Annotated in this window: 22 protein-coding genes and 1 riboswitch; of the genes, 13 read left to right on the forward strand and 9 right to left on the reverse strand. The window is 69.9% G+C overall.

From position 1 onward, the window contains the following. The first annotated feature begins 458 nt into the window (after nucleotides 1-458). The 10 genes from ACGFNN_RS24315 (at nucleotide 459) to ACGFNN_RS24360 (ending at nucleotide 12,795) form a co-directional block, all read left to right on the forward strand. Nucleotides 459-1,400, forward strand: coding sequence for a formylglycine-generating enzyme family protein (locus tag ACGFNN_RS24315; RefSeq protein WP_393559110.1), 942 nt, complete (start codon nucleotides 459-461; stop codon nucleotides 1,398-1,400). 102 nt (nucleotides 1,401-1,502) lie between these two features. After that, complete coding sequence (locus ACGFNN_RS24320; protein WP_393558901.1) at nucleotides 1,503-3,236, forward strand: sulfatase; 1,734 nt, start codon at nucleotides 1,503-1,505, stop codon at nucleotides 3,234-3,236. 121 nt (nucleotides 3,237-3,357) lie between these two features. After that, nucleotides 3,358-5,382: a sulfatase gene (locus tag ACGFNN_RS24325; protein WP_393558903.1), complete on the forward strand. Its 2,025-nt coding sequence runs from the start codon at nucleotides 3,358-3,360 to the stop codon at nucleotides 5,380-5,382. Between the two features lie 71 nt (nucleotides 5,383-5,453). Further along, on the forward strand, nucleotides 5,454-7,241 hold the full coding sequence (locus tag ACGFNN_RS24330) for a sulfatase-like hydrolase/transferase (RefSeq protein ID WP_393558905.1): 1,788 nt from the start codon (nucleotides 5,454-5,456) through the stop codon (nucleotides 7,239-7,241). A 359-nt stretch (nucleotides 7,242-7,600) separates the two neighbouring features. Then, nucleotides 7,601-8,305 carry a response regulator transcription factor gene (locus tag ACGFNN_RS24335; RefSeq protein WP_393558907.1) on the forward strand — a complete coding sequence of 235 codons (705 nt, stop codon included), beginning with the start codon at nucleotides 7,601-7,603 and terminating at the stop codon, nucleotides 8,303-8,305. Between the two features lie 132 nt (nucleotides 8,306-8,437). Further along, a complete protein-coding gene (locus ACGFNN_RS24340; RefSeq protein ID WP_393558909.1) occupies nucleotides 8,438-9,667 on the forward strand; it encodes a cytochrome P450 in 1,230 nt (409 codons plus the stop codon). Nucleotides 9,668-9,687: 20 nt separating this feature from the next. Then, nucleotides 9,688-9,885 carry a ferredoxin gene (locus ACGFNN_RS24345; RefSeq protein ID WP_362555496.1) on the forward strand — a complete coding sequence of 66 codons (198 nt, stop codon included), beginning with the start codon at nucleotides 9,688-9,690 and terminating at the stop codon, nucleotides 9,883-9,885. Beyond that, entirely contained in the window at nucleotides 9,882-11,027 is a 1,146-nt protein-coding gene (locus tag ACGFNN_RS24350; protein WP_393558910.1) for an NAD(P)/FAD-dependent oxidoreductase, read from the forward strand. The genes ACGFNN_RS24345 and ACGFNN_RS24350 overlap by 4 nt, the downstream gene beginning before the upstream one ends. Then, nucleotides 11,024-11,851 (forward strand): SDR family oxidoreductase, encoded by an 828-nt coding sequence (locus ACGFNN_RS24355; RefSeq protein WP_393558911.1) that lies wholly within the window; start codon nucleotides 11,024-11,026, stop codon nucleotides 11,849-11,851. The genes ACGFNN_RS24350 and ACGFNN_RS24355 overlap by 4 nt, the downstream gene beginning before the upstream one ends. 101 nt (nucleotides 11,852-11,952) lie before the next feature. After that, complete coding sequence (locus ACGFNN_RS24360) at nucleotides 11,953-12,795, forward strand: S1 RNA-binding domain-containing protein (RefSeq protein WP_393558912.1); 843 nt, start codon at nucleotides 11,953-11,955, stop codon at nucleotides 12,793-12,795. 262 nt (nucleotides 12,796-13,057) lie between these two features. On the opposite strand, the gene ACGFNN_RS24365 is transcribed toward ACGFNN_RS24360, so the two are convergent. Together ACGFNN_RS24365 and ACGFNN_RS24370 are read right to left on the reverse strand one after the other, a co-directional pair. Continuing rightward, nucleotides 13,058-14,209 carry an MBL fold metallo-hydrolase gene (locus ACGFNN_RS24365; RefSeq protein WP_393559112.1) on the reverse strand — a complete coding sequence of 384 codons (1,152 nt, stop codon included), beginning with the start codon at nucleotides 14,207-14,209 and terminating at the stop codon, nucleotides 13,058-13,060. A 258-nt stretch (nucleotides 14,210-14,467) separates the two neighbouring features. Next, nucleotides 14,468-14,590, reverse strand: a complete 123-nt coding sequence (locus ACGFNN_RS24370) for a hypothetical protein (protein WP_393558913.1) — start codon at nucleotides 14,588-14,590, stop codon at nucleotides 14,468-14,470. A 158-nt stretch (nucleotides 14,591-14,748) separates the two neighbouring features. Here ACGFNN_RS24370 and ACGFNN_RS24375 point away from each other — a divergent pair, with 158 nt between their 5' ends. Continuing rightward, the gene (locus ACGFNN_RS24375; RefSeq protein ID WP_393558914.1) at nucleotides 14,749-16,008 is read left to right on the forward strand and encodes a Glu/Leu/Phe/Val dehydrogenase dimerization domain-containing protein; all 1,260 of its coding nucleotides are present in this window, start codon (nucleotides 14,749-14,751) and stop codon (nucleotides 16,006-16,008) included. 29 nt (nucleotides 16,009-16,037) lie between these two features. Continuing rightward, entirely contained in the window at nucleotides 16,038-16,649 is a 612-nt protein-coding gene (locus ACGFNN_RS24380; protein ID WP_365098024.1) for a TetR/AcrR family transcriptional regulator, read from the forward strand. A 41-nt stretch (nucleotides 16,650-16,690) separates the two neighbouring features. On the opposite strand, the gene ACGFNN_RS24385 is transcribed toward ACGFNN_RS24380, so the two are convergent. Further along, nucleotides 16,691-17,515, reverse strand: a complete 825-nt coding sequence (locus ACGFNN_RS24385; protein WP_362555453.1) for an SGNH/GDSL hydrolase family protein — start codon at nucleotides 17,513-17,515, stop codon at nucleotides 16,691-16,693. Between the two features lie 163 nt (nucleotides 17,516-17,678). Continuing rightward, nucleotides 17,679-18,593, reverse strand: a complete 915-nt coding sequence (locus ACGFNN_RS24390; RefSeq protein ID WP_393558916.1) for a peptidoglycan DD-metalloendopeptidase family protein — start codon at nucleotides 18,591-18,593, stop codon at nucleotides 17,679-17,681. Nucleotides 18,594-18,598: 5 nt separating this feature from the next. Then, a riboswitch (cyclic di-AMP (ydaO/yuaA leader) is annotated at nucleotides 18,599-18,754 on the reverse strand. A 425-nt stretch (nucleotides 18,755-19,179) separates the two neighbouring features. Between ACGFNN_RS24390 and ACGFNN_RS24395 the strand changes: the two genes are divergently transcribed. Next, nucleotides 19,180-20,004 carry a tyrosine-protein phosphatase gene (locus ACGFNN_RS24395; RefSeq protein ID WP_393558918.1) on the forward strand — a complete coding sequence of 275 codons (825 nt, stop codon included), beginning with the start codon at nucleotides 19,180-19,182 and terminating at the stop codon, nucleotides 20,002-20,004. A gap of 54 nt (nucleotides 20,005-20,058) precedes the next feature. Here the strand turns inward: ACGFNN_RS24395 and ACGFNN_RS24400 are convergent, their stop codons facing one another. The 5 genes from ACGFNN_RS24400 to hpnH form a co-directional block, all read right to left on the reverse strand. Next, the gene (locus ACGFNN_RS24400) at nucleotides 20,059-20,232 is read right to left on the reverse strand and encodes a DUF6126 family protein (RefSeq protein ID WP_362672406.1); all 174 of its coding nucleotides are present in this window, start codon (nucleotides 20,230-20,232) and stop codon (nucleotides 20,059-20,061) included. A 68-nt stretch (nucleotides 20,233-20,300) separates the two neighbouring features. Next, the gene (locus ACGFNN_RS24405; RefSeq protein WP_393558920.1) at nucleotides 20,301-20,924 is read right to left on the reverse strand and encodes a helix-turn-helix domain-containing protein; all 624 of its coding nucleotides are present in this window, start codon (nucleotides 20,922-20,924) and stop codon (nucleotides 20,301-20,303) included. Between the two features lie 71 nt (nucleotides 20,925-20,995). Further along, on the reverse strand, nucleotides 20,996-22,390 hold the full coding sequence (locus ACGFNN_RS24410; protein ID WP_393558922.1) for an aspartate aminotransferase family protein: 1,395 nt from the start codon (nucleotides 22,388-22,390) through the stop codon (nucleotides 20,996-20,998). Further along, on the reverse strand, nucleotides 22,387-24,300 hold the full coding sequence (gene dxs / locus ACGFNN_RS24415; protein ID WP_393558924.1) for a 1-deoxy-D-xylulose-5-phosphate synthase: 1,914 nt from the start codon (nucleotides 24,298-24,300) through the stop codon (nucleotides 22,387-22,389). Before dxs ends, ACGFNN_RS24410 begins: the two co-directional genes overlap by 4 nt. 193 nt (nucleotides 24,301-24,493) lie before the next feature. After that, a complete protein-coding gene (gene hpnH / locus ACGFNN_RS24420) occupies nucleotides 24,494-25,513 on the reverse strand; it encodes an adenosyl-hopene transferase HpnH (protein WP_362555440.1) in 1,020 nt (339 codons plus the stop codon). Nucleotides 25,514-25,516 lie beyond the last annotated feature (3 nt).

The following is a 25,516-nucleotide window of genomic DNA, read 5'->3' on the forward strand; positions in this document are numbered from 1 at the left end:
CGTTCAGTCCGCACGGTACTGCTGGATCCGTTCTGGCCCAGCCGTCGCGTCGACCACTTCGACCAGTTCTGTCGCTGAGCACTCCCCTTTTCCGCAGCAGCCGCCCCCGGTCGCCTGGCGTGCTCCCTGAGCTGCGATCCCCCAAGTCCGCTTCGCGCGGCACCTCTTCGTACGCGGTGCGCTGAGGCCCCTCGCTGACCGCGGGGCCTCGTCCTCGCACGGCGTGCTCCGACGTGCCGTCGAGCGCGCGTGCGCGTCCCCCGGCCGCATCCGCATGTGCCATGGCAACTCATGACTGCTGCGATGCGTAGGTCCGGCGTGCCCTCTCATCCGCCACCGGTGATCACCCACCCCCTTGGAGCCCACCGATGTCCTGCTGCGCCCCGACCACCGGGAGTCACGGATCCTGCCACTCGGCCGCCACCACCGGCAGCCGACTGATCGGCACTCCCGGCACCCTGGCCGTCAGACCCCCGGAGCCGTTTCGTCCGACCTGGGACGCTCGCGGCACCCGTGGTCAAGTAGCCCTGCCCGGAGGCTCGTTCACGATGGGTGACGGCTTCGGCGAAGGGTACGCGGCGGACGGCGAGGGTCCGGCGCACGAGGTGCGCCTCACCCCGTATCTGATCGACGCGACCACCGTGACCAACGCGGCCTTCGCCGCCTTCGTCAAGGACACCGGTTACGAGACGGAAGCCGAACGGCTGGGCGTGTCAGCCGTGTTCCACCTCTCCCTACGAGCCGATTCCGCCGACATCGTCGGGCGGGCCACCGGGACGCCGTGGTGGCTGGTCGTGCGCGGCGCCTCGTGGCGCCACCCGGCCGGCCCGTTGTCATCCGTCGGCGGCCTGCAGAACCACCCGGTCGTACAGGTCACCTGGAACGACGCACAGGCGTACTGCGCCTGGGCCGGGAAGCGTCTGCTCACGGAGGCCGAGTGGGAGTTCGCGGCGCGCGGTGGCCTGGCGGGCCGGCGGTTCCCGTGGGGGGACGAACTGACCCCTCGCGGACGCTGGAACTGCAATATCTGGCAGGGAACCTTCCCGACCCACAACACGGCCGAGGACGGGCACGAGACCACCGCCCCCGTGAAGGCGTTCCGGCCCAACGGCTACGGCCTGTGGAACATGGTCGGCAATGTCTGGGAGTGGTGCGCCGACACGTTCGCGCCCGACACCTATGCGGCGCGAGCCGGTGAGGCCCCCGTTCTCGACCCCCGCGGCCCCCTGCACGATCCCCACCCTGACGCCCGCCGCGTCATGCGGGGTGGTTCCTTCCTCTGCCACGACTCCTACTGCTACCGCTACCGGGTCGCCGCGCGTTCCGGCAACACCGCCGATTCCGCGGCGGCGAACATCGGTTTCCGCTGCGCCAACGACGGCGAGCCCAGCAGCAACTGACACCGAGCCACCTCGAGTCCAGCCGCCGGTCCGCCGTGACCGCCGGTTCGCATCCACCTGTCCGCATCCGTACCTGCCCCTTCTCCCAGGAGAGAGACGACGATGAAGAAGAGACGTTCACGGCTGATCGGCCTGCTCACCCTGCCCGTGATTCTCACCCTGCCCACCCTCGGTGCTCCCGCGTCGGCCGCCGGCCCCCAGCCGCACGACCGGCCCGGCGGCCGGGCCGCCCCGGCGCCCAACATCGTGTACGTCCTCGCCGACGACTTCGGCTGGACCGATGTGAGCACGGGCAGGACCAATGCCGGCCACCCCAGTGACTACTACGAGACGCCGGCCCTCGACCGGATCGCACAGGAGGGAGTGGCGTTCGACAACGGCTACACGTCGGTGAACTGCACGCCGACCCGAGCCGCGCTGCTCACCGGGCTCTACGCCCCGCGCCCGCAGAACAACATCTACCTCGTCGGTGATCTCAACAGAGGCGGCGACGACACTCTCCTCAAGGGCCCCGCCCAGGGCCGCGCGGACGGCGCGAACGCCCTGCCGAACGACGCGCGCACCATCGCCGAACGGCTGCAGGACGTCGGCTACACCACCGGCTACTTCGGCAAGTTCCATGTCAGCAGATCGGGCGCGGACATCGTCGCTCAGCACGGCTTCGACGAGAACTTCGGCGGCACCAACGCCGGTGACCCGGGGGCCTACCACGCCACCGACGGGCAGTTCCACAGCAAGATCGGCCCCGAACTCGACGCCTACGCAGCCGACTACACCCAGGAGTACGTCGACCGGAACATCAAGCCGTACAGCAAGGGAGTCGGCGACGCCGCCCTGAACGGTCTGGTCGGCACGGACAAACACATCACGGACGCTCTGGCCGACGCCACACTCGGCTTCGTCGACCGCCACAAGAACGACAGGTTCTTCGCGTTCGTCGGCTCGTACGCCGTTCACACTCCGGTCGGTGAGAAGCAGGCGCGTGCGGACCTGCTGGGCAAGTACCGGGCGAAGACCCCGGGCAGCAGCACCTCGAACCCCTCGTACGGTGCGCTGATCGAGGGCCTCGACCAGAACGTGGCACGTCTCGTGGACCATCTGAGGACCACTGCGGACCCGCGCAACCCCGGTCACCCGCTCGCCGACAACACCGTTCTGCTCTTCAGCGGCGACAACGGCGGTGTGGACCAGTTCACCGACAACGGGCCACTGCGAGGCCAGAAGGGCGAACTGCGGGAGGGCGGCATCCGGGTGCCGCAGATCGCCTGGAGCACCAACCCCCGGCTGGTGCGCGGCAACCGGGTCGACCACACCCCGGTGTACGTCGCCGATCACACCGCGACCATCGCGTCGCTCGCCGGCGTATCCCCCTCCGAGCGGCAGCAGCTGGACGGCGCCGACCTGAGCGGGCTGCTCACCGGTACCGCCCCTCTCCACCGCGACGCCATCTACTGGCACCTGCCCGGGTACCTGATCGCCGGCGGCCGTGACCAGCGCCCGCAGTCGGTGATCCGTTCCGGGAAGTGGAAGCTCCTCTACTCCTACGAGGACCGCTCATGGGAGCTGTACGACCTGGACGGTGACATCGGCGAGACCCACGACCTGGCCGCCAAGAGGCCGGCGCTCGTGAACGAGCTGGGCGGCAGACTGATCCGCTGGCTGGACAAGCTCGACGCGCCGCTCGCGACCCTGCGCGACGGCAAGGCCCCTCTCACCTTCACCGTCACGGGAAGCACGTACGCCGACGGCCGGATCGTGCGACGGGAGAACGAGACCGTCGTCGTCCGTCCGGGCGATGAGGTGCCGCTGGTGCTGCCGACGGGCCACAGCGGCTGACCCCCGGCTCCCGGCCGGGGCCCTCCTGACTCGCCGGTCCCCCGGCCCGGGAGTCAGGGCCCCGGCCGGGGGCCGCCCCACGCCACCGCGGCCCCGCCGCGCCACCCACCTGGAGATACCCATGCCAAGCCCCCTCCCGACAGGTCTGTCCCGTCGCGGGTTCATCGGCGGCGCCACCGGCACCGCGGTGGCGGCCCTCGCGACAGGCCCTTCGGCCTCGGCGCACACCCGGCCCTCGCACCCGGGCCACGGCCGCCCCCGGAACCGTCCCGTCAACGTCATCTTCGTGTCCATCGACGACCTGGGTCACGACGAGCTCGGAGCCTACGGGAACACCTTCAACGAGACGCCGAACATCGACCGGCTGGCCAGGGAAGGCGCCCTGTTCACCAACGCCTACGCCGCCGCCCCGCTCTGCTCACCGACCCGCGCCGCACTGGTCACGGGGCGCTACCCCGCGCGCAGCGGCATCACCGACTTCCTGCGCGGCGAGAACGCCGCCAGCGCGAAGTACCTCTCCCCCTCCGTCCCCACCGCGCCTGACGTGCTCGGGCTCTTCGGCTACGCCACCGGGCTGATCGGCAAGTGGCACCTCACCGAGACGTACAGCGGCCCGTACGCCGAGCGTCCCGGCAATCCCTACGCGCACGGCTTCGACGAGGTCATCGCCTCGGAGGAGAAGTACATCGCGGACGGCGACTACTTCCATCCGTACTTCTTCCTGCCGGAGCTGGAGGCCCGCGAACCCGGTGAACATCTCACCGACCGGCTGGCCACGGAGGCCGTCGACTACATCACCCGCCACCGGGACGAGCCGTTCTTCCTGCACGTCTCCAACTACGCCGTGCACACCGCCCTCGACGGCAAGCCCGACCTCGTCGCCAAGTACCAGGCCAAGCCGGGAGCCACTTCGGCCCCCAACCGCCCTGTGCTCGCGGCGATGCTGGAGAGCGTCGACGACCAGGTGGGCAGGATCGCCGGCGCACTCGCCGAACTCGGCCTGGCGCAGGACACCCTGCTGCTGATCGCCTCCGACAACGGCGGACCCTACCGGGATGCCAACCAGCCGCTGCGCGGCGGCAAGGGCGAGCTGTACGAGGGCGGGATCCGCGTCCCGATGATCGCGCACTGGCCGGGGCGGGTAAGCCCGGGCCGCTGGATCGACGCCCCCGTCTCCACCATCGACGTGCTGCCCACCGCACTCGATCTGGCGGGCGGCAGGCCCGGCCGGCAGTTCGACGGGGTCAGCATCACCCCGCTGCTCACCGGCACGGGGAGTCTCGGCCGCGACGAGCTGTACTGGGTCTATCCGCACTTCATCGGTGCGACCCACCCCCACGCCGCCGTGCGCTCCGGCAGATACAAGCTGGTGCGGTATCTGCGGGACGGACACAGCGAGTTGTACGACCTGGAGCGCGACCCCGGGGAGAGCACCGACATCGCAGACCGGCACCCCGGGCGCACCCGGATCCTGCGCGGCAGGCTCGAGGCGCACATCGCCGAGGTCGGCATCCTCCCTCCGGCACCGGAGGCCGGCGCGTACCCGGTGCGCGAGCTGGACGAGCGCTTCGACGGTGACCTGGCTGACTGGAGCGTCCTTCCGGTGACCGCTCATGCCGGCGAGGTGGCCGTCGCAGGCGGACAACTCTCGGTACGGAGCAACCGGTTGACCCATCTGGTGTTCCGCTCCAGCATCACGCCCGGCTCCGACACCGCGGTGGCGGTGCTCTCCCCCGGCCGGTTCGCGGAGAGCGGGACCCAGGACACCGTGTTCGTCGGTGTCGCCAAGGACGCCGGCAACTACCTGCTGTTCCGCTATCACAACGGGCTGAACCGGGTGGGCTGGGACCTGCGGGTGAACGGCCAACTGATCACCGCGGGAGCCGAGCCGCTGAACAACCTCGACGGCACCGTGGACCTGACCGCACCCGGCGCCCGCTACGCGTTCGTCCTGCACGGGACGAAGTCCACCGCCTACGCCGATCAGGGCGACGGGTGGGAGTACCTGTTCACCGCCGACACCGGGGGCGCGCTCGACCTCAGCGATCCGGCGGTGCGCGCACAGTACCGATGGGCAACGAGCGTGCGCATCGACAGCGGCACCCTGGCACTCGACGGCCTCACGGCGCACAGCGCCCGCGGCTGAGCGACGGCCCGCGGGCAGCACCACCTCCCGCCGACGCTTCCCTTCACCCCCGAGATCCGAGGAGTTCGACCATGCCGACCCGCCGTCGGTTCATCGCCGCTGCCGCCGGCCTCGCCGCCGCGCCCGCGCTGACCGCGCGCCCCGCGGTCGCGGGCGGGACGCCGGAGAGGCGTCCAGGCCGCCCCCAGGACGACCGCCCGAACATCGTCGTCGTCCTCGCCGACGACCTGGGCTTCGGTCACCTGGGCTCGTACGGCCAGCGACTGATCCACACCCCCACCCTGGACGAACTCGCTGCGCAGGGAACCCGCTTCACCCAGGCATACGCCGCAGCGGCGGTCTGCGCTCCCTCGCGTGCCTCCCTCCTGACAGGCCTTCACAGCGGTCACGCGGCTGTACGGCAGAACCCGTTCGGCGGACCGCAGGGCTCGCTCGGCGACGACGACACCACCTTCGCCGAGGTCCTGCGGGCTCGCGGCTACCGCACCGCGTGCATCGGCAAGTGGGGGTTCGGCCCGGACGAAGACGGGCAGCCCAGCCACCCCAACTGGCGTGGTTTCGAGGAGTTCTTCGGCTACATCGGGCATGGGCACGCGCACCAGTACTACCCCGAGTACCTGTGGCACAACGGCGAGAAGGTCGAGCTCCCCGAGAACGCCGACGGCCGTAAGGGCACGTACGCCATCGACCTCATCCAGAATCGGGCGAACGACTTCGTCACCGAGAACGCCGCAGAGCCCTTCCTGCTGTACCTCACCCCGAACGTGCCCCACGCGCCGAGCGACATCCCCGAAGCGGAGGAGTACGCCGATCGCCCCTGGCCGGAAGCCGACCGGAAGCACGCCGCCCAGGTGACCCGACTGGACACCCTGGTGGGCTCCGTGGTCGACACCCTGCGTCGCCACGGCATCGAGGAGCGCACTCTGGTCCTCGTCACCAGTGACAACGGCCCCCATGAGGAGGGCAAGGTCGATCCCGACCTCTTCGACGCCAACGGACCCCTCAAGGGCTACAAGCGCAATCTCTACGAGGGAGGTGTCCGTGTTCCCCTCATCGCCTGGTGGCCGGGCACCGTCGGCCGCGCGGTGACCGACCGTCCCACTCCGCTGATCGACGTCCTGCCGACACTCGCGGAGCTGGCGGGTGCCCCCGCTCCCCGCGACATCGACGGCTTGTCCGCGGCCGCCCTGCTCTCACGCCGACCGGGGACGGCACCGTCCCACGAGCACCTCTACTGGTACCGCAACGACCCCGGTTCGACCGCCCGTGCCAAGGCCGTCGACAAGGGCCGCATCAACCGGCTCGCCGAGGCCGTACGCCGCGACGACTGGAAGGCCGTACGCTTCGCCCCGGCACGCGACCGCACCGCCCCGGACGAGTCGTGGGATCTGGAGCTGTACGACCTGGCCACCGACCCGGGTGAGACCACGGACCTCGCCGCCGAACGGCCCAGACTGGTCGCCGAACTGACCGAGCTGCTGCGCTCCTCCTGGTCCGCGCGGTACGAACGCGAGGGATTCGGCGTCCGCCTCCAGGCGCCGCCGTCCGCGGCACCGGGCGAGCCGCTGACCGTCACCGCCACGTTCACCAACGCCTCCAGGCGAACCTGGACCGACCCCGGTCTCGCTCTCAGCGCACCGCGTGGATGGCGGATCAAGCCTGTCCCTGGCAGGCAACGGCGCAGCCTGGCTCCCGGAGACGCTCTGGAGAGCCGATGGGAGGTGACCCCACCCGGCAGCACGGACGTCATCACTCCCGGCCTGCTCCACGTGCGAGCGTCCGCCCGCGTCCGGGGTGTGCCCGTCCGCTACGAGAGCAGGAGGACGGTGACGCCTCCGGCCCCCGGAGCTGCCCGCTAGCCGATCCGCATTCCGCCGCCTCCACACGGCCGGCCTCGCGGTCGCGGCAGCCTGGCACACAGGTCCGACGCGGCTCGCGGGGCACAGGCACTCACGCATGTCGGACGTACAGGTCGTCCGCAGGCGCCTCGCCACGCGGCAGGGGGATTCCGCCGCGCCGCCCTCGCCCGCCGGGGTTGCGTGACAGCTTGGAGTCGAACAACGCTGTACGTCAAAGGCGATGACCCCACGACGCGGCGAGCTCACGTTGCAGAAGGTGACGAGTTCGGACTCGACGCGAACCACCCAGGAGGATCAGCACCAGTGAAGTCCTCGGCGAGCACCGGTGACCGACGACGGATCGGGAGGGGCAGGTGCGTGTGAACCACCCGGTTGAGCCGGTCGCCCACGGCCGCCGCCTCCTCGCGGCAGCCCCTGATCCCGGCCTTCGTCGGTCCCTGGTCGCATGGTTGGGGTCGGCGGGCCACGCCGTCGAGGCGGTGGGTTCCGGTGCCGCAGCCGTCAAGGCGCTGGAACCGCAACGCTTCGATCTGATCATCATGGACATGGACATCCCCGACCTGAGGGAGCTGTCCCGCCACCGTCCCACCCTGGTCGAACGGCCGCCCATCCTCTGCATCACCTCGTGCGAGTCGCTGGAGCAGGTGGTTCCCGAGATCGGCACAGAGGTGTCGGACTACGTCACCAAGCCGTGCCGGGGCCCCGAACTGCTCGCACGCGTCCAGGTTCTGCTGCGCACACGCACCGCCGACCGCGAACCCGTGCTGCGCCACGACGACTTGGTGCTGGACGAGGCGGTCTGCCAGGTGTGGCGCGGTGAGCGCCGACTGGAGATCACGGCGGCCGAGTACCGGCTGTTGCGTCACCTTCTGCTCAACGCGGGCAGAGTCCTGTCCAAGGAGCAGCTGGCCTTGCAGGTATGGGGTGAGTCGCGCACCGCCAACACGGTGGAGCGTCTGATGTCCCGGCTGCGGCAGAAGGTCGACCGGACGCGGCCGGCGCTCATCCACACCCGCCGGGGATTCGGCTACTGGCTGGGAGACCGAGTCACCCCCAGGACGTGACTCACGTCACGTCCGCTTCCTGTCAGGTTGCCGTCCGGAGTCTGTCAGCCCGCTCTGTTTGCATGCGTCCATCGACGCATTCCGTCATCCGGTGGCTCCGACTGCGCCGGCGACGACGAACCGAGGAGGCTCATGTCCGAGAACCTGACGTCCGCCGACCGTGTCCCCGAGTATCCGTTGCGGCGGGACCCGCAGTGTCCATTCGCCCCGGCGGCGACGGTGCGGAGGATGACCCGCGAGGAGCCGGTGGGCAAGGTCAGGATCTGGGACGGAAGCACGCCCTGGTTCATCACCCGTCACGCCGACCAGCGCGCTCTGCTCAACGATCCCCGGTTGAGCATCGACGAGAAGCGCCCCGGCTACCCGCACATGACGCGCAGTCGGGCGGCGAGCGCACCGCACCACCCCGCGTTGATCACCAACACCGATCCGCCCGAGCACACCCGGCTGCGCCGGACCGTCAACGCTCCGTTCATGGTCAAGCGGGTCGAGGCGCTGCGGCCCCGCATCCAGGCCGTCCTCGACGGGCTCATCGACGACATGCTCGCCGGACCGAACCCGGTCGACCTGGTGCAGGCGATCGGGCTGCCGGTGCCCACGCTGGTCATCACGGAGATCCTCGGCGCCCCGTACGAGGACCACGAGTTCTTCCAGACCACCAGCCATGTGCTGATCAGCCACGAGTCCACCCCCGAACAGGCCGGGGAGGCGGGCCGGGCGCTGGGCGGGTATCTCGCCCGGCTGTTCGCCGAGAAGATGGCCGCACCCGGCGACGACGTCATGTCGGAGATGGCCGGTCGTGTGAAGGCGGGAGAGATGTCCGCCGAGGAAGCCATCACCATGTCCAGCGCGATCCTGATCGCCGGGCACGAGACCAGCGCCAGCATGATCTCGCTGGGCACTCTCGCGCTCCTGGAAAACCCGGACCAGATGGAGTTGCTGCGCGAGCGAGGCGACGACCCCAAGTTCGTCGCCAACGCCGTCGAGGAACTGCTGCGCTACCTGACGATCGTGCACTCCGGGATCCGGCGCATGGCCAATGAGGACATCCCGCTGCGGGACAAGGTCATCAAGGCCGGTGACGGTGTGATCTTCGAACTGGCCGGAGCCAACTACGACGGCGAGGAGTTCCCCGAGCCGGAGAAGCTGGACCTGCTTCGGCCCGCCCGTCAGCACCACGCGTTCGGATACGGAGCCCACCAGTGCCTGGGGCAGTCGCTCGCCCGCGTGGAGTTGCAGGTCGTCTACTCCACCCTCTACAGGCGCGTTCCCACCCTCGCGCTCGCCGTGCCGTTCGCGGAGGTGCCGTTCGCGATGGAGGGCGTTGCCTACGGTCTCAAGTCCCTGCCGGTCACGTGGTGAAGAAGGAAGCAACGATGAGCATGCACATCGAGTTCGACGAACCCAAGTGCGTTGCGGCGGGGCAGTGCGCCATGGTCGCCCCCGACGTCTTCGACCAGCGTGACGAGGACGGTGTCGCCGTCGTACTCGATGCCAGTCCGAGCGCCGAGCACCACGACTCGGTCCGCGAGGCGGCGGCCGTGTGCCCGGCCGCGGCTCTCCGTCTGGTGGAGCGGTGAACCGAATCGTCGTCGTGGGGGCCTCCGCTGCCGGGCTTGCCGCGGTGGAGACCCTCCGCCGTGAGGGATACGCGGGCACGCTCACCCTGATCGGCGAGGAGCCGGCCGCACCGTACGACCGTCCACCGCTGTCGAAGCAGATCCTTGCCGGCCACTGGGAGTCGGAGCGGCTGTCCCTGCGGACCGAGGAAGAGATCGGCGGGCTGAAGCTGGATCTGAGGCTCGGCGCCGCGGCCACCGGCCTGGACGCCGCCGCTGGGGTCGTCCGACTGGCCGACGGTGAACTGGTCGGTTACGACGGACTGATCGTGGCCACCGGAGTCCGCCCCCGCCGGCTGCCCGGCCAGGGCGGCCATGTGCTGCGGACCCTGCGCGATGCCCTGGACCTGCGCGAACGGCTCCGCCCGGGGACACGGCTCGTCGTGGTCGGCGCAGGGTTCCTCGGTGCCGAGGCCGCGGCCGTGGCCCGGGGGCTCGGCTGCGAGGTGGTCCTGCTCGAACCGGCGCCCGTGCCACTGGCCCACGCCGTGGGAGCGCAGGTGGGAGAGGTGCTGTCACAGGCGCACCGCGAGCACGGCGTCGATCTGCGCACGGGGGTCACGGTCACCCAGGTGACGCACGACGGCGTGCAACTGGCGGACGGCACACGGCTGGAGGCCGACGAGGTGCTGACGGCGATCGGCTCGGTTCCGAACACCGAATGGCTGGACGGCAGCGGCCTGGACATCGCCGACGGACTGGTCTGCGACCGGTACAACGAGGCCGCGCCCGGTGTCTACGGCGCCGGAGACGTCGCCCGTTGGCACAACCCGCTCTTCGGGGAGTCCATGCGAATCGAGCACCGCACCAACGCCGCCGAGCAAGGCATGGCGGCGGCACGCAACCTGCTGCACCCGCGGACCCGCAGACCGTTCGCGCCCGTGCCCTACTTCTGGTCCGACCAGTACGACATGAAGGTGCACGCGTACGGCTACCTACGCGGTCACGAGACCGTCGAGATCGTCGAAGGCGACCTTCACCGAAGGCGCTTCCTGGCCACCTACCGCAAGCAGGGCCGCCTGGTCGGAGCCCTCGCGGTCGGCATGCCCCCCAAGGCCGTCCGCCCGTGGCGGCAGGCCCTTCTCGAGACGGAGGAATCATGAGCGAAGCCGGAGCCGACGTCGTCGTGGTCACGGGCGCAGGGGGCATGGGAGTGGCAGTCGCCCGGCGCATCGGCAGCGGTCGGGCCGTGGTCCTGGCCGACGCCGCGCCCGAAGCCCTCGACCGTGCCGTCACCACGCTGCGCGCCGAGGGCTACTCCGTCCAAGGGCAGCTCACCGATGTCTCGGATGCACAAGCCGTGACGGAACTCGCCAGGACGGCAGGCATGAAGGGACGCGTGGCCGCGGTGGTGCACACCGCCGGAGTCTCCGCCGCCACCTCGACGGTCCAGCAGATCATGCGGGTCGACCTGGCCGGCACCGCGCACGTCATCGACGCTTTCAGGGCGGTCGCGACCCGCGGCACCTCACTGGTCTGCGTGGCCAGCATGGCCGGTCACTACGCGACGCTCAGCCACGCGGATGAAGTGCGACTGGCCACCGCGCCCGCCGGGGAACTGCTGTCCCTCGATGTGGTCACATCCGTGGGAGACGATCCCATAGCGGCATACATATTGGCCAAGCGCGCCAACCAGGTCCGTGTCCAGGCAGCTGCCCTGGCGTGGAACCGCGTCGGCGCCCGCGTCAACACCATCAGCCCCGGCGTCATCTCCACTCCCATGGCCAAGTCCGAAGAACAAGCACCGTCGGGAGACCACATGATGGCCATGCTCGACGCCTGCGGAGCAGGCCGTACCGGCACCCCCGGAGAGATCGCCGAGGCAGCGGCCTTCCTGACCGGTCCCGGATCCCTCTACACCACCGGCACCGATCTTCTCGTCGACGGCGGACAGGCAGCCTGGCTGCGCTGGCACCGGCCGCGATAGCCGAGGGCTCCTGGAGGCACTGACTGCTCGTGCTGAGCGGTTGAGCGGGGGGAGGATGATCACCTTCAGAGACAGGCCCAAGTAGCCCCTGGCCTAGAGTCGTGGCCGTGACTCAACCTTTGCCTGGCGAGCCTCTGAAGGACTTCCTGAACACCATACGAGCCGGCGAAGTACGTACCGGCCGCGTCATCAGCATCGAGGATCGGGGAGTGCTCGTCGAACTGGACGGGTTCTCCGGCCCCAGGAAAGCAGTGGGGCGTATCCCTCGCGGTGATCTGACCCGCAAGGCGATCGGGCGTCCATCCGAAGCTGTGCGCATCGGGCAGCGGCTCACCTTCGAAGTGATAGCCGTCGACTGGCAGCAGGAGTGCGTCTGGGCCTCCGCTGCAGCGTGTGAGGATCCGGCTCTGCGAGCATTCCTTCTAGGCCTTCGGCGCGGCGCACCACACCAGGGCCAGGTACAGAGCGTCCACAACTTCGGTGTGTTCGTGAACCTCGACGGCGAACCGGTCGATCAGTGCACCGGTTTCATCAGAATCCCCGAACTGAGCTGGCGGTGGATCGACCATCCCACCGACGCTGTTACGGCGGGCCAGCGGGTCGTAGGCGAGATCATCGACGTGGACACCCGGCGTGGACAGGTTCAGCTGTCGCTGAAGGCTCTCCAAGAGGACCCGCTCGCTTCCTACGCGGACCAGGCAGGCCTTGTCACCACCGGCCAGGTCACCAAGCTGATTCCGTTCGGAGCCTTCGTCCGCATCGCCGACGGCGTCCATGGCCTTGTGCACAACACCGAGTTCCGCGACGAGCCCGTCGAGCACCCCGACGAGCTCGTGAGCGAGGGGGACGAGATCACCGTGCGGATCGTCGAGGTCGACCTCCCGCGCCGCCGCCTCACCTTGTCGGCCAGAAATCTGGCACAGGACGGGAAACGATCGACCTGAGAACGGGAAGCGATCTCCCGATGCCCTGTACCGCGCCAGGTCACCGCCACTCGCGATTGGGGCCGAAGGATGTCTCGTCCGAGGTCCCGCCGAGCGCTGCTTGATTTTGTCGGCGTCCGAAGCGCGCAGGTTCCAAGATTCCTGAAAGCCGACGTCGGAACCTGCGCGTCAGACGATGGCTACGGCAGTCCCGCATCCCGCTCGTCAGCGGGCAGACGCTCCAGCATCCGCCTCATCTCCCCCATCTCGCCCCCGACCGACCTCACCGCTCCCCCGCGAGGTCGAGATCACCCCTGCTCGACTCGGCCACTTCCCCAGCACCCCGCGGACTCCGCCACGGGTGCGGGATCGGCTCCGACACCGCCCGCCACCAGGGCTCCACCGGCAGCTCACCGGCCGGCTCGAAGGGCTCGCCCGGGCGGGGGAACGCCACCGGCTGACCCGCCTCCTCGCCGGCGTCCGTCATCCACTCGCCGGGCTCCGCCCACGGATGCGGCGCGAGGTTGAAGGTGGCCCAGTGGATGGGAAGCAGTACACCGTGCGGCTTCCCGCCCTGGAGGTCGAGGTGGGCGCGGATCCCCTCGGCCGGTGTCATATGGATGTCGGGCCAGAATTCCGAGTAGGCGCCGACCTGGATCATCGTCGCGTCGAAGGGACCGTACTCAGCGCCGATCTCGCGGAAGCCGGAGAAATATCCGGTGTCACCGCTGTGGTACACACGGTGATCGGGGCCCGCGACGACCCAGGACGCCCAGAGTGTGTGCTGCTGGTTGCGCATGCCGCGGCCGCAGAAGTGGCGGGCGGGGGTGGCGGTCAGGCTGATCCCCGCGATCTGCGTGGTCTCGTTCCAGTCGAGCTCGCGGATCCGGTCCGCCGGAACTCCCCAGCGTTCCAGGTGTGCCCCGACCCCGAGCGGCACCGCGAAGACGGTGTCCGTGCCCGCGAGGGCCTTGATCGTGGGCAGGTCGAGGTGGTCGTAGTGGTCGTGGAAGATCACAACGGCGTCGACGGGGCCCATGGCCGCCAGCGGGAGCGGAACGGGGTGCAGGCGCTTCGGTCCTGCGAAGGCGAACGGTGAGCAGCGCTCACCCCAGACCGGGTCGAAGAGGACCCGGCGGCCGTCGATCTCCGTGAGCACGCTGGAGTGCCCCAGCCAGGTCACCCTCAGCCCGGAGGCCGGGGCGGCCGAGAGGTCGGCCAGCGTCGTGGCGTGCACGGGGACGGTCCCGGAGGGTGACCTGCGGACCCGCTCCTCCTTGCGGAAGTAGATCTTGGCGAACTCGATCATGGGGATGGAGGGCCGGGTCTGTGTCCCTTCCGGATTGCGGAACACACCGTCGGCGAAATTCGGCGAGTTCCGGATCCGCTCCATACGGGCACCTTCCGGGTCCGCCCCGAAGGCGTCCGGGCGCATCGAGCGCAGTCGGGTACGGAGTGAGGGCTGGTGGTCGGGGCCGGTCACAACATCTCCTGTGCCTAGGTGTCGTCTCATTATCGTCGGGCGGTCCGACGGTGCGAGAGTTCGCGGGTGAACGGAGCAGAGCCGCGGCTCCCGGGAATCTCATGCTGTGCGGTGCGGCGTCGGGTACGAGCCCTGCCGTGGACGTGGCCGGTCCGCGGCGGGGGTACGCCCCTGCGGCCCCGCACCCTCACCCTGCGGTGTTCGTCGCGGTCAAGGTGGTCCCACATGGGTGACCCGGGGCCTGCCGTCACGCCTCGGAGTGACCGGCACGCCGCCGCCGTACTCGCCGAGGAGTCGGGGCAGTGCCTCGTGTCCGGGTTCGAAGTCGGTCATGAAGACTCCAACGTGCGTGTACCTCGCAGGATTCCGCAGTCGGCGCATGGTGCTCCCCACGGCACCCTCCCACCCGCGTTGACAGTCGCACCCGGACCTCCGGATACTGACCGGCTGTTCAGTGGACTGCCGCGTCCCGACCCTGGAGCCGTACCGTGATGTCAGCCTCCCCCGCCCCGCTGATCTCGCTGACCTGGACGGACCACGTCACGGGAGTCGAGGGTTTCCTCGTGGTCGACCGGCTGGTGCGCGGAGTGTCGAGCGGCGGCCTGCGGATGAGGCGGGGCTGCACCCTTCCGGAGGTCGCGGGACTGGCGAGGGGCATGACCATGAAGGAGGCCCTCCACTTCGATCCCGACGCCACCGGAGTGCGGTACATCCCGCTGGGCGGGGCCAAGGGCGGCATCGACTGCGATCCGCGGGACCCGGCCGCCTACGGGGTGCTCGTCCGCTTCCTGCGGGCGATGCGTCCGTACGTGGAGACCGTCTGGACGACCGGCGAGGACCTCGGGCTCAGCCAGGAGGTCGTCGACCGGGCGGCGGCGGAGGCCGGGCTCGTCTCGACCGTGCAAGCGGTCTACCCGCTGCTGGAGGACCCGGAGGCCGCGAGGCGGCGCCTGGCGGAGGCGTTCGCCGTCACCGTGGCCGGGGTGGGTCTGGACGGCTTGGTCGGCGGGTGCGGAGTCGCCGAATCCACGCTCGCCGCGCTCGACCGGTCAGGCGTGGCGTACCGGGACGCCCGGGTGTCACTGCAGGGCTTCGGCACCATGGGCGGGGCGACGGCACGGTTCCTCTCCCAGGCCGGGCTGACGGTCGTCGCGGTCGCCGACGTGAAGGGGACCGTCGCCAATCCGGACGGTCTGGACGTCGAGGCCCTGATCGCCTCGCGGGACGCCTACGGGACGGTGGACCGCGAGGCACTGCGCGAGGGAGACAGCGAACTTCCTGGCGACGCATGGCTCTCGGCCGATGTGGACGTGCTGATCCCCTCGGCGGTGTCCTACGCCGTGGATCCGGTGAACCAGGCATCGGTGAGGGCACGTTGGGTGGTCGAGGCGGCCAACATGCCGGTTCTGCCCGAGGCGGAGGCCCTGCTCGCCGCCCGCGGCATCACCGTGTTGCCCGATGTCGTCGTCAACTCCGGTACGAACGCGTGGTGGTGGTGGACCCTGTTCGGTGACATCGGGGCCGATGCCGAGGAGGCCTTCGCTCACACCCGTCGCTCGATGCGCACGCTCATGGGCGGCGTCCTCGACCGGGCGGCGCGCGACGACTGCACGCCCAGAGCCGCCGCCCACGCGCTCGCCGCGGACCGGCTTCCCTTGATGGCGGAGCGGTTCGGCTGGTACGGGGAGGACGCGTCCGCCGGTCCGCGAGACCACCGCTCGCGGCCTGGGCGGCCGGGCACGGGGACGTGAGCACGAGCGGTGTTGGTTATGGTGACCGCGTGGCGAGGGTACGACTGACAGTGGCGGAGCGTCGGGAGGAGCTCCTGAGGGCTGCCGTCGAACAGATCGAGGTCCGGGGTGTGGCCGCCGTACGGATCGCCGACGTGGCCGCGGTCCTCGGTGTGAGCAACGCCCTCGTGCTGTACCACTTCTCGTCGAAGGAGAAGCTGGTCGCCGCGGCATTCGCCCATGCGGCGGAGGCGGATCTCGCCCATCTGCGGAAGCTGCTGGCCCGCCGCACCAGCGCGGTTCGGCGACTGCGGGCGGCCGTTCGCTGGTACGCGCCGACCGGGCAGGCCAAGGGCTGGCGGCTGTGGATCGAGGGCTGGGCGTCCTCCTTGCGTGATCCGGTGCTCCGCGAGGTCGCCGGCGATCTCGACCAGCAGTGGAAGGCCGAGATGGCCGAGGTCATCGAGGAGGGCGCCGCGGCAGGTGAGTTCCACTGCGACGATCCGATGTCCGTGGCCTGGCGTCTCACCGCCCTCCTGGACGGGCTTGCCGTCCAGATGATGTCGTACGGGGGTCCGCTCTCGCGGGCCACCATGCTGCTGTGGGCCGAGGAAGCGCTCGCCCGTGAACTCGGCATCGACCACGACGCTCTGACCCGCTGAGGAGCGGCCGCCGCCCGGCTCCCGGACGGCGGCGGCTGCCGTCAGAGCGGAAGCAGATCCGGTCGCTTGGCGGCGACGTGGTCACCGGACGACTCCCCGCGAAGACGGCGGCCGATCCAGGGCACGAGGTACTCCCGCGCCCACTGGATGTCGTCACGGCGCACTTCGAAGGCGCCCCGCGGGATCTGCGGGGGCCACACCTGGTCGGGATCGGCCGGCACGTCGAGACCGAGGACCTGGGCGGCTCGCAGCGCCACGCGGGTGTGGCCCTCGGGCGAGAGGTGGAGCCGGTCGTTGTCCCAGGCCCGCCGGTCCTGGACCGACCGCAGGGACCACAGGTCGAGCACCGGGCAGTCGTAGCGGTCGGCGATGGACCGCACGTGGGCGGTGTACATGGCGATCTTGCCGCGCAGGTGCTTGAGCACCGGAATGCCACGGGTGTCGAAGCCGGTGGTGACCATGACCGTTCCGACCGTCCGGGTCAGGTCGGCGACCGCTCGCTCGAAGCGCTCCGCCACGTCGTCCGGATCGGATCCGGGCCGGAGGATGTCGTTGCCACCCGCGCAGAAGCTCACCAGATCAGGCGCCAGCTCCTTGGCCCGGGGGACCTGCTCCTCGACTATCTGGTCGAGGAGGCGTCCGCGTACGGCGAGATTGGCGTACCGGAAGTTCCCGTGGGGGTCGTCCGCGGAACCGGTCACCGCGTCGGGGGCGGGGAGCTGGTCCGCGAGCAGGACCGCGAACCGGTCCGCCCAGCCGACCAGCCTCCCGTCGGGGCCGGGGTCTCCGACGCCCTCGGTGAAGCTGTCGCCGATCGCCGCGTACGACCCGATGATGCCTCGTCTGTTTCTCGAATCGTCTGCCACAAGGGCATATCCTGCACCTTCGAATGTGACCTACGCGACCGTAATAAAGGGTTGACGGATGGTGAGAAAGACCACCCGGTCAGTTTTTGGTAAAGCCGGAATAAGGGGAGAGGGCGGTGCGCCGCAGCGCACCGCCCTCTCCCCTGCCCTCAGGTGACGTGACTCAGATGGCGACGCCGTGCGAACGCAGGTAGGCGATCGGGTCGACGTCCGAGCCGTAGCTCGGTCCCGTCCGGACCTCGAAGTGGAGGTGCGGGCCGGTGGAGTTGCCCGTGGAACCGGAGAGGCCGATCTGCTGGCCGCCGGTCACGGTCTGCCCGGCGGAGACCTCGAGGGAGGACAGGTGCGCGTACTGGGAGTACATGCCGTCGCTGTGCTGGATGACGACCTCGTTGCCGTAGGAACCGCTCCAGCCGGCGGAGACCACGGTGCCCGGGCCGATCGAGCGGACGCTGGTGCCGGAGGCCGCCTGGAAGTCGGAGCCGGTGTGGTAGCCGCTGGACCAGCTGGCGCCGGAAGCACGGTACTGGGTCGTGACGTTGGGGTTCTCGACCGGCGCGGCGTAGCCGGAGGTGTTGCTCTCGGAGGTGCCCGTGGCAGGGGTCCCCTCGGCCGGAGCGGCGGCCGTCTTCCCGGCCGGAGCCTGCCGCTCGGTGGCGGGTGCCGCTGCCTTCGCCGCGGAGGGCGTGGCCTCGGTGGACTTCGCGGCGGGCGCGGAGGCCTTCGCCCCGAGGGTCAGCTTCATACCCGGACGGATCAGGCTCGGGTTCTCGCCGACGACCTCACGGTTGTCCTTGTACAGCTTGTGCCAGCCGCCCTTGATCTTCTCCTTGACGGCGATCTTGGCCAGGTAGTCCCCGGCGACCACGGAGTAGGTCCGGGGAGCCTTCTTGGCCGCGGCCGCCGGGGCGCTGTGCGCCGCGGCGGACTTCGCGGCCGGCGCGGACTGCTCGGCGGCGTGGGCGCCGGTGGCGCCGATCAGCGGGAGGGCGAGAACGGCGCCGCCCGTCCCTGCGGCGAGGACGCCTCGGGATATCGGGCCGGTCTTCCTGCGACGGTGCTTGCCTCGTGCGGGCATGGGGGAATTCCTCTCCGGCGCCTGCGAGGTGAGCTGTCGGGTTCGGACTGGAGATGCCCGGCCGCGGTACGCGACTTGACCCCTAGCCGCCCGGATCCCCCCGGACGGCGACTTACCTGGTTCCCCCGCTCCTGCCACACGTGAGTCGGTTCGGATTCCGGTCGGCGGCAGGATTAGGCGTTCCGTCCGGATTGACCGTGACGTTAAGCGAGCCCGGACTCCGCGAACAAGCGCCGGATTGCGGAGTGGAATGGAGAGGTCAATTCCGGCGCGGAATTACCGTCACACTCCGTGGATTACAGATCTTGGCTTTCCGTGTGGCACCAGGAAGGCCCTCGCGCGCATTCGCCACACACCGTCACGGATATGATCCCGCTCACCCATCGCGGCCAAGCCGTCACACAAGATGCGTATGTTATTCCAAATGCATCAATACGGACATCTCATTACTGGTCGCGCTAAATCAGATCGAAATGTCGCCGTGAGGCCGGGGCACCGAAGCGATTGCTCGATGCAGCCATGTCGTATCGTCGCGAGCGTGCCCCGTCGGCGAGCGGCGCCGGCGCCCGACACCCCAGGAGCCCTTGTGACGCAGCTGCCAGAGGTCCCGCCGGCCGGCCCCGAACCGACGGACGTCGATCTCACCGGTGTCCGTAACTTCCGTGACGTCGGCGGACTTCCCACCGTGGACGGGCGCACCGTGCGTTTCGGGCGCCTCTACCGCAGCGGGCACCTCGCCCACGCCACCGAGGCGGACGCGGCCTTCCTCTCCGGACTCGGTCTGCACACGGTCTTCGACTTCCGCAACGCCGCCGACCACAAGCTCGACGGCTACGACGTGGACCTGCCCGGCGTCCGCAACGTCAGCATTCCGCTCTCCGACCCGGCCGACGGCGCCGAGTTCTGGCGACTCGTGCGTGACGGCAACATCGAGCAGCTGCGCTCGATCCTGGCGAACGGCAAGGGCACCGACCGCATGGTCGCCTCCTACCGTTCGATCATCAGGGACCGCACCTCCGAGCACAGCCGCGTGCTCCACGCGCTGGCGGAGGACAGCGTGCCGGCCCTGATGCACTGTGCGGCGGGGAAGGACCGGGCCGGCCTCTCGATCGCTGTCACCCTTCTCGCGGTGGGCGTGGACAGGGAGGCCATCGAGGCCGACTACCTCAAGTCCAACGACGCCCACCGCCGCTACAAGGTGAAGCGCAGCGACACGTCCGCCACGGGTATGTCCGAAGAGGTGATGGAGCTGCTCAATCCGCTCTTCGGCGCGCACTCCGACTACCTCGCCGCCGCGTTCGCCACCATCGACGAGATCTGGGGCGGCACCGACCGGTACCTCCTCGAAGGGCTGAAGGTCAGCCCCGAGACCCGTGAGAAGCTGCGCGACCGCCTGGTCGAGGGCGCCTGACGCCCTGGACGCCGCTTCCTCGGCCACGCTCGGACTCGTGGTGGGCGAGAGGGCTCACCCCTCGCCCGCCACGGTGAAGAGCAGGAAGAGGAATGCCGCAACGATGTGGCCCGCCACCAGATAGGCGAAGAGACGGATCACGACGCCACGGGGCATGCGCCGCTCCTGGGTGTCCTGGCCCTTGGCCCCGCGCGGGGTCAGCGGGTCGAAGTTCTCCGAATCGGACATGACGGTCCTCTCTCACGGCCCGGGGGCCTCGGTGACGGGAGCGACGCACCGTGCGGCGCGCGCGGGGATCAGAGCCGGTGGGCCCCACTGCCCGGGCACAGCTCGGCGACCGGGCTCTGCAGCAGGGTGTGGACGAAGAGCAGGCTCGCCCCGTCCGCGTCGAGTGCCCCGATCCGGTGCGGGGTGAGCGAGTCGAAGTGCGCGCTGTCACCGGGGCCGAGGTCGTGGACCGACTCGCCGAGCACCACCCTGAGCCCGCCTTCCAGGACGTACAGCCACTCCTCGCCCGGGTGGACGCGCACGAGGTCCCCCTCGGCTCCGTACGGGACACGCACCCGCAGTGCCTGCATGGCCCTGCCCGCCCCGCCGGCCTGCCGGTACAGCCAGCCTCCCGCCTCGGGCCCGACCGGGCCGGCCTCCGTCGGACCCGCGCCCCGGATGATCGCGTCGCGTTCCGGTGGCATCTCGCCCAGAAGCTCGGAGACGGTCGTACCGTAGATACGGGCCAGCCCCAGCAGCATGGGGAGTGAGGGCTGCCGGCGGCCGGTCTCGAGCCGGGAGAGGTGGGCCGGTGAGAGCCCCGCCCGCCCGGCCGCGCTCTCCAGGGTGAGACCGCGGCCACGACGGAGGTCGCGGAGGCGTGGGGCGACACCGGGCAGTTCGTCGGACGTTCCGGCGCCGGGAGGGTTCATGCGCCCATTGGGCCACCTCGTTCCCTCTGAGGCAAATTAATTGCCTCAGAGGCAAACTCCGGAACCCGGAGTCAGCGGTCGGCGACGGCCTGCTTCACCAGTGTCCTGCCGAAGTCCCACATCAGCCCGCCCCCGCTGTGCGCCTCGTCCATGACTGCCGTGAACGCGGTCACGAACCGCTCCACCTCCCGCTCGCCGATGATCAGCGGCGGAATCAGCTTGATCACCTCCAGGTGGTCTCCCGAGACCTGGGTGAGGATCCGGTGCTTGTGCAGGAGCGGCGCCACCACCATCTGCGCGAAGAGCCCCCTGCGGGCGGCCTGGAGCATCGCCCAGCGGCTGCGGAGCTTGAGCGAGGACGGCCGGCCGAACTCGATGCCGATCATCAGCCCGCGTCCGCGTACCTCGTGCAGCAGCTCGTAGCGGCCGACGAGCGCGGCGAGGCGCTCACGGAGCAGGTCACCGGTACGGCGGGCGTTCGCGACGGTCTGCTCGTTGTCCATCACGGCGAGCACGGCGAGTCCGGCCGCCATGGCCTGGGCGTTGGATCCGAAGCTCGCCGAGTGCACGAGCACCCGGTCCATGGAGGAGTAGACGCGCCTGAAGATCCAGTCCTTGCCGAGCGTCGCACCGACGGGCACGTACCCGCCGGAGAGCGCCTTGGCGACGCACAGCAGATCGGGTTCGACCCCCTCCTCGTGCTGGTAGGCGTAGAAGTCACCGGTCCGGCCCAGACCGGTCTGCACCTCGTCGGCGATCAGCAGGGCCTTGTGCCGGTGCAGCAGTTCCTGCGCCTCCCGCAGGAAGCCGGGAGGCGCGGCGTTCACCCCCTTGCCCTGGATCGGCTCGACGACCAGCCCGGCCACGTCCCCCTGCTTCAACTCACGTCGCAGCGCGTCCAGATCGCCCAGGGCGATGGCCGTGTCGGGGAGCAGCGGTGAGAACCCCTCCCGGAAGCTCTTCTCCCCGTTGACGGAGAGCGATCCGGTGGTCAGCCCGTGGAAGGCGTGGTGGCAGTAGAGGATCCGTGGTCTGCCCGTGGCGTACCGGGCGAACTTGAGGGCGGTCTCGACGGCTTCGGTGCCGCTGTTGCCGAAGAAGACACGGTCCAGGTGCGGGCTGTGGGCAAGCAGTCTCTCGGCGAGCAGGCCGGGCAGTGGCTGGCAGTCGAAGCGTGTGAGGTCGGCGAGCGAGGCGTCCAGGACGTCGTGCATCGCGCCGCGCACCACCGGGTGGTGTCTGCCGAGCCCCATGACGCCGAAGCCGGCGAGCATGTCGAGGTAGTCGTTGCCCTCGGCGTCCCAGAAGTACGCGCCCTCGGCCCGCTCGTAGACCTTGTCGAACCCGAGGGTGTGGAGCATCCTCGGCAACTGGTGGTTGAGGTACCGGGTGTGCAGCTCGTACCGCTCGCCACCGCGCTCCGAGAGAAGCCGTGCCAGGTCGAAGACCGGTCGTCCGTCGTTCATGCCCCGTACTCCTTCGGCAGGTGGTGCCGTGTTCCGTCCGCCGCGCCGCGCGCCAGCGCCGCGCCGATCCCTCCCGCGATGTCCACCGCGGTGAGCCCGATCTCGGCGAGCACCTGTTCGCGCCCGCCGTGCGCGAGGAACCGTTCAGGGATCCCGAATGTCCGAAGCGGTACGTCGACCCCCGCGTCCCTCAGTGCCTGCCCGACGGCCGAGCCGACCCCGCCGGTCCTGCAGTTGTCCTCGACGACCGCCACCAGTCGGTGCCGTGCGGCGAGCTCGGGCAGCTCGGCGTCGACGGGCTTGACCCACCGGGGGTCGACCACCGTGGCGCGGATGCCGGACCCTCCGAGCAGGTCGGCCGTCTGCAGGCAGAGCGGGGCGAGGGCACCGACCGCAACCAGCAGGACCTCAGGGTCGGCTGCCTGGTGCAGGACGTCCATCCCCCCGATCCGTCCGACGGCACGCACGGGCTCCCCCACCGATTCCTTGGGGAACCGGATCACCGTCGGAGCGTCCTCGACGCCGACGGCCTCACGCAGTTCCTCCCGGAGCCGGTCGGCGTCGCGGGGAGCGGCGATCCGGAGCCCCGGGACGACCTGCAGCACGGACATGTCCCACATGCCGTTGTGGGACGGGCCGTCGGTCCCCGTGACTCCCGCGCGGTCCAGGACGAAGGTCACCCCGCACCGGTGCAGCGCGACATCCATCAGCAGCTGGTCGAACGCCCGGTTGAGGAAGGTGGCATATACCGCGACGACGGGGTGCAGCCCACCGGTGGCCAGGCCCGCCGCGGAGACGACGGCGTGCTGCTCGGCGATTCCCACGTCCCAGATCCGGTCGGGGAACTCCCGGGCGAACCGGGTCAGTCCGACGGGGTGCAGCATGGCCGCGGTGATCGCCACGACGTCCTGGCGTTCGGCGCCGATCTCGGCGATCTCGTCCTCGAAGACCGAGGTCCAGGAAGGCGCCGCCGGGACCACCAGGGGTTCACAGGTCAGGGGGTCGATCCTGCCGATCGTGTGGAAGCGGTCGGCGTCGTCGGCCAAAGCGGGGGCGTAGCCCCGGCCCTTCTCCGTGATGCAGTGCACCAGCACCGGACCTCGGAACCGCTTGGCGCGTTGCAGTGCGGACTCGACCGCGGCGGTGTCGTGCCCGTCGACCGGTCCGACGTACTTCAGGCCGAGGTCCTCGAACAGGCCCTGAGGGGCGAAGGTGTCCTTGAAGCCCTTCTTGGCGCCGTGCAGCGACCCGTACAGCGGAGGCCCGATGACGGGCGTCTGCTGGAGCATCTCCTTGCCCCAGGAGAGGAAGCGCTCGTAGCCGTCGGTGGTACGGAGCGTGGCCAGGTGGTTCGCGAGACCGCCGATGGTCGGGGCGTACGAACGCTCGTTGTCGTTGACCACGATGATCAGCGGGCGGTCCCCGGCCGCGGCGATGTTGTTGAGCGCTTCCCACGCCATGCCGCCGGTGAGGGCGCCGTCGCCGATGACGGCGACCACATGGCGGCGGCGGCCCAGGACCTCGTCCGCCTTGGCCAGGCCGTCAGCCCAGCCGAGGACGGTCGAGGCGTGGGAGTTCTCGATGACGTCGTGCTCGGACTCCTCACGGGAGGGGTAGCCGGAGAGGCCACCCTCGGTGCGCAGCTTGGAGAAGTCCTGCCGTCCGGTCAGCAGTTTGTGCACATAGCTCTGGTGCCCGGTGTCCCACAGGACGCGGTCCACCGGGGAGTCGAACACCCGGTGCAGGGCGATCGTGAGTTCGACCACCCCGAGGTTGGGTCCGAGATGACCGCCCGTCCGCGTCACCGTCCGGACGAGGAACTCCCTGATCTCCTCGGCCAGCACGCCGAGTTCCGCCGGGCTCAGCGCCTTGAGGTCCTGCGGCCCCTTGATGGATTCCAGCATCGTCACGTACGGGCCCCTCTCCCTGGTCCAGTGATCGGCTCATGGCCGGTACCCCGCGAGGTTCCCGGCCTTGGTGCTCCTCCGACCACGCACCCGCCGGCCCGGCCCCTGACGGAGCGCCCCTGGGCGTACCGTCGTGCGGGGCCGGGCCGGCGGGGTGAGGAGACCCGGTGGCACCGGTTCTCCCGTGGTCATGACGTCACCGGCTCCCGCCGACGGTCTCCCGTGCCGCTCGCAGGGACTCCTTCAACGAGCCCATGGTGGCGAGCACCGCCGTGGGCTCGTAGCCGCAGTGCGCCATGCAGTTGGCGCAGCGCGGGTCCTTGCCCCGGCCGTACTTGTCCCAGTCGGTCTCCTCGATGAGCTCACGGTAGGTGGGGACGTACCCGTCGCTCATCAGGTAGCAGGGCCTCTGCCAGCCGAAGAGCGAGTAGTTGGGGATGGCCCAGGCCGTGCACGGGAAGTCGGCCTTGCCCTCGAGGAAGTCGAGGAAGAGCGGCGAGTGGTTCAGCCGCCAGCGGCTCCGGTTGCCGCCGGCGAACGACTTCTTGAAGAGCTCGCGGGTCTGCTCGACCCCCAGGAAGTGCTCCTGGTCGGGTGCCTTCTCGTAGGCGTAGGCCGGCGAGATCATCATCTCGTCGACCTTCAGCTCGTCGTTGAGGTAGTTGAGGACCTCGATGACGGTCTGCGGGGTGTCGGTGTTGAAGAACGTGGAGTTGGTCGTCACCCGGAACCCGCGCCGCTTGGCCTCCTTGATGGCCTCGACCGCCTCGTCGAAGACGCCTTCCTTGGCGACCGACTCGTCGTGACGCTCACGCAGGCCGTCGATGTGCACGGCGAAGGCGAAGTACGGCGAGGGCGTGAACTTGTCCAGCTTCTTGCGCATCAGCATGGCGTTGGTGCAGAGGAAGACGTACTTCCTCTTCGCCACGAGCTGGCGCACGATCTCGTCGATCTGCGGGTGCATCAGCGGCTCACCGCCGGCGATGGAGACCATCGGCGCACCGGACTCCAGCACCGCGCCCACCGCCTGCGCGACCGGCATGCGCTGCTTGAGCACACCGGCCGGGTGCTGGATCTTCCCGCAGCCCTCGCAGGCGAGGTTGCAGGCGAACAAGGGTTCCAGCTCGACGATCAGCGGGAACTTCTCCCGCTTGCGCAGCTTCTGTTCGAAGAGATACGTCGCAACCTTGATGGACTGACGGAGCGGCATGGCCATCTG

This window comes from Streptomyces sp. NPDC048590, assembly GCF_043199535.1.
In the GTDB taxonomy this organism is placed as follows: domain Bacteria; phylum Actinomycetota; class Actinomycetes; order Streptomycetales; family Streptomycetaceae; genus Streptomyces.

Coding starts and splice junctions, on each gene's coding strand:
- ACGFNN_RS24340 (WP_393558909.1), top strand. CDS start 8,438: ATGTCCGAGAACCTGACGTCCGCCGACCGTGTCCCCGAGTATCCGTTG.
- ACGFNN_RS24320 (WP_393558901.1), top strand. CDS start 1,503: ATGAAGAAGAGACGTTCACGGCTGATCGGCCTGCTCACCCTGCCCGTG.
- ACGFNN_RS24345 (WP_362555496.1), top strand. CDS start 9,688: ATGCACATCGAGTTCGACGAACCCAAGTGCGTTGCGGCGGGGCAGTGC.
- hpnH (WP_362555440.1), bottom strand. CDS start 25,513: ATGGCCATGCCGCTCCGTCAGTCCATCAAGGTTGCGACGTATCTCTTC.
- ACGFNN_RS24400 (WP_362672406.1), bottom strand. CDS start 20,232: ATGTCCGATTCGGAGAACTTCGACCCGCTGACCCCGCGCGGGGCCAAG.
- ACGFNN_RS24375 (WP_393558914.1), top strand. CDS start 14,749: ATGTCAGCCTCCCCCGCCCCGCTGATCTCGCTGACCTGGACGGACCAC.
- ACGFNN_RS24410 (WP_393558922.1), bottom strand. CDS start 22,390: ATGAACGACGGACGACCGGTCTTCGACCTGGCACGGCTTCTCTCGGAG.
- ACGFNN_RS24390 (WP_393558916.1), bottom strand. CDS start 18,593: ATGCCCGCACGAGGCAAGCACCGTCGCAGGAAGACCGGCCCGATATCC.
- ACGFNN_RS24355 (WP_393558911.1), top strand. CDS start 11,024: ATGAGCGAAGCCGGAGCCGACGTCGTCGTGGTCACGGGCGCAGGGGGC.
- ACGFNN_RS24405 (WP_393558920.1), bottom strand. CDS start 20,924: ATGAACCCTCCCGGCGCCGGAACGTCCGACGAACTGCCCGGTGTCGCC.
- ACGFNN_RS24325 (WP_393558903.1), top strand. CDS start 3,358: ATGCCAAGCCCCCTCCCGACAGGTCTGTCCCGTCGCGGGTTCATCGGC.
- ACGFNN_RS24330 (WP_393558905.1), top strand. CDS start 5,454: ATGCCGACCCGCCGTCGGTTCATCGCCGCTGCCGCCGGCCTCGCCGCC.
- ACGFNN_RS24370 (WP_393558913.1), bottom strand. CDS start 14,590: ATGACCGACTTCGAACCCGGACACGAGGCACTGCCCCGACTCCTCGGC.
- ACGFNN_RS24365 (WP_393559112.1), bottom strand. CDS start 14,209: ATGCGCCCGGACGCCTTCGGGGCGGACCCGGAAGGTGCCCGTATGGAG.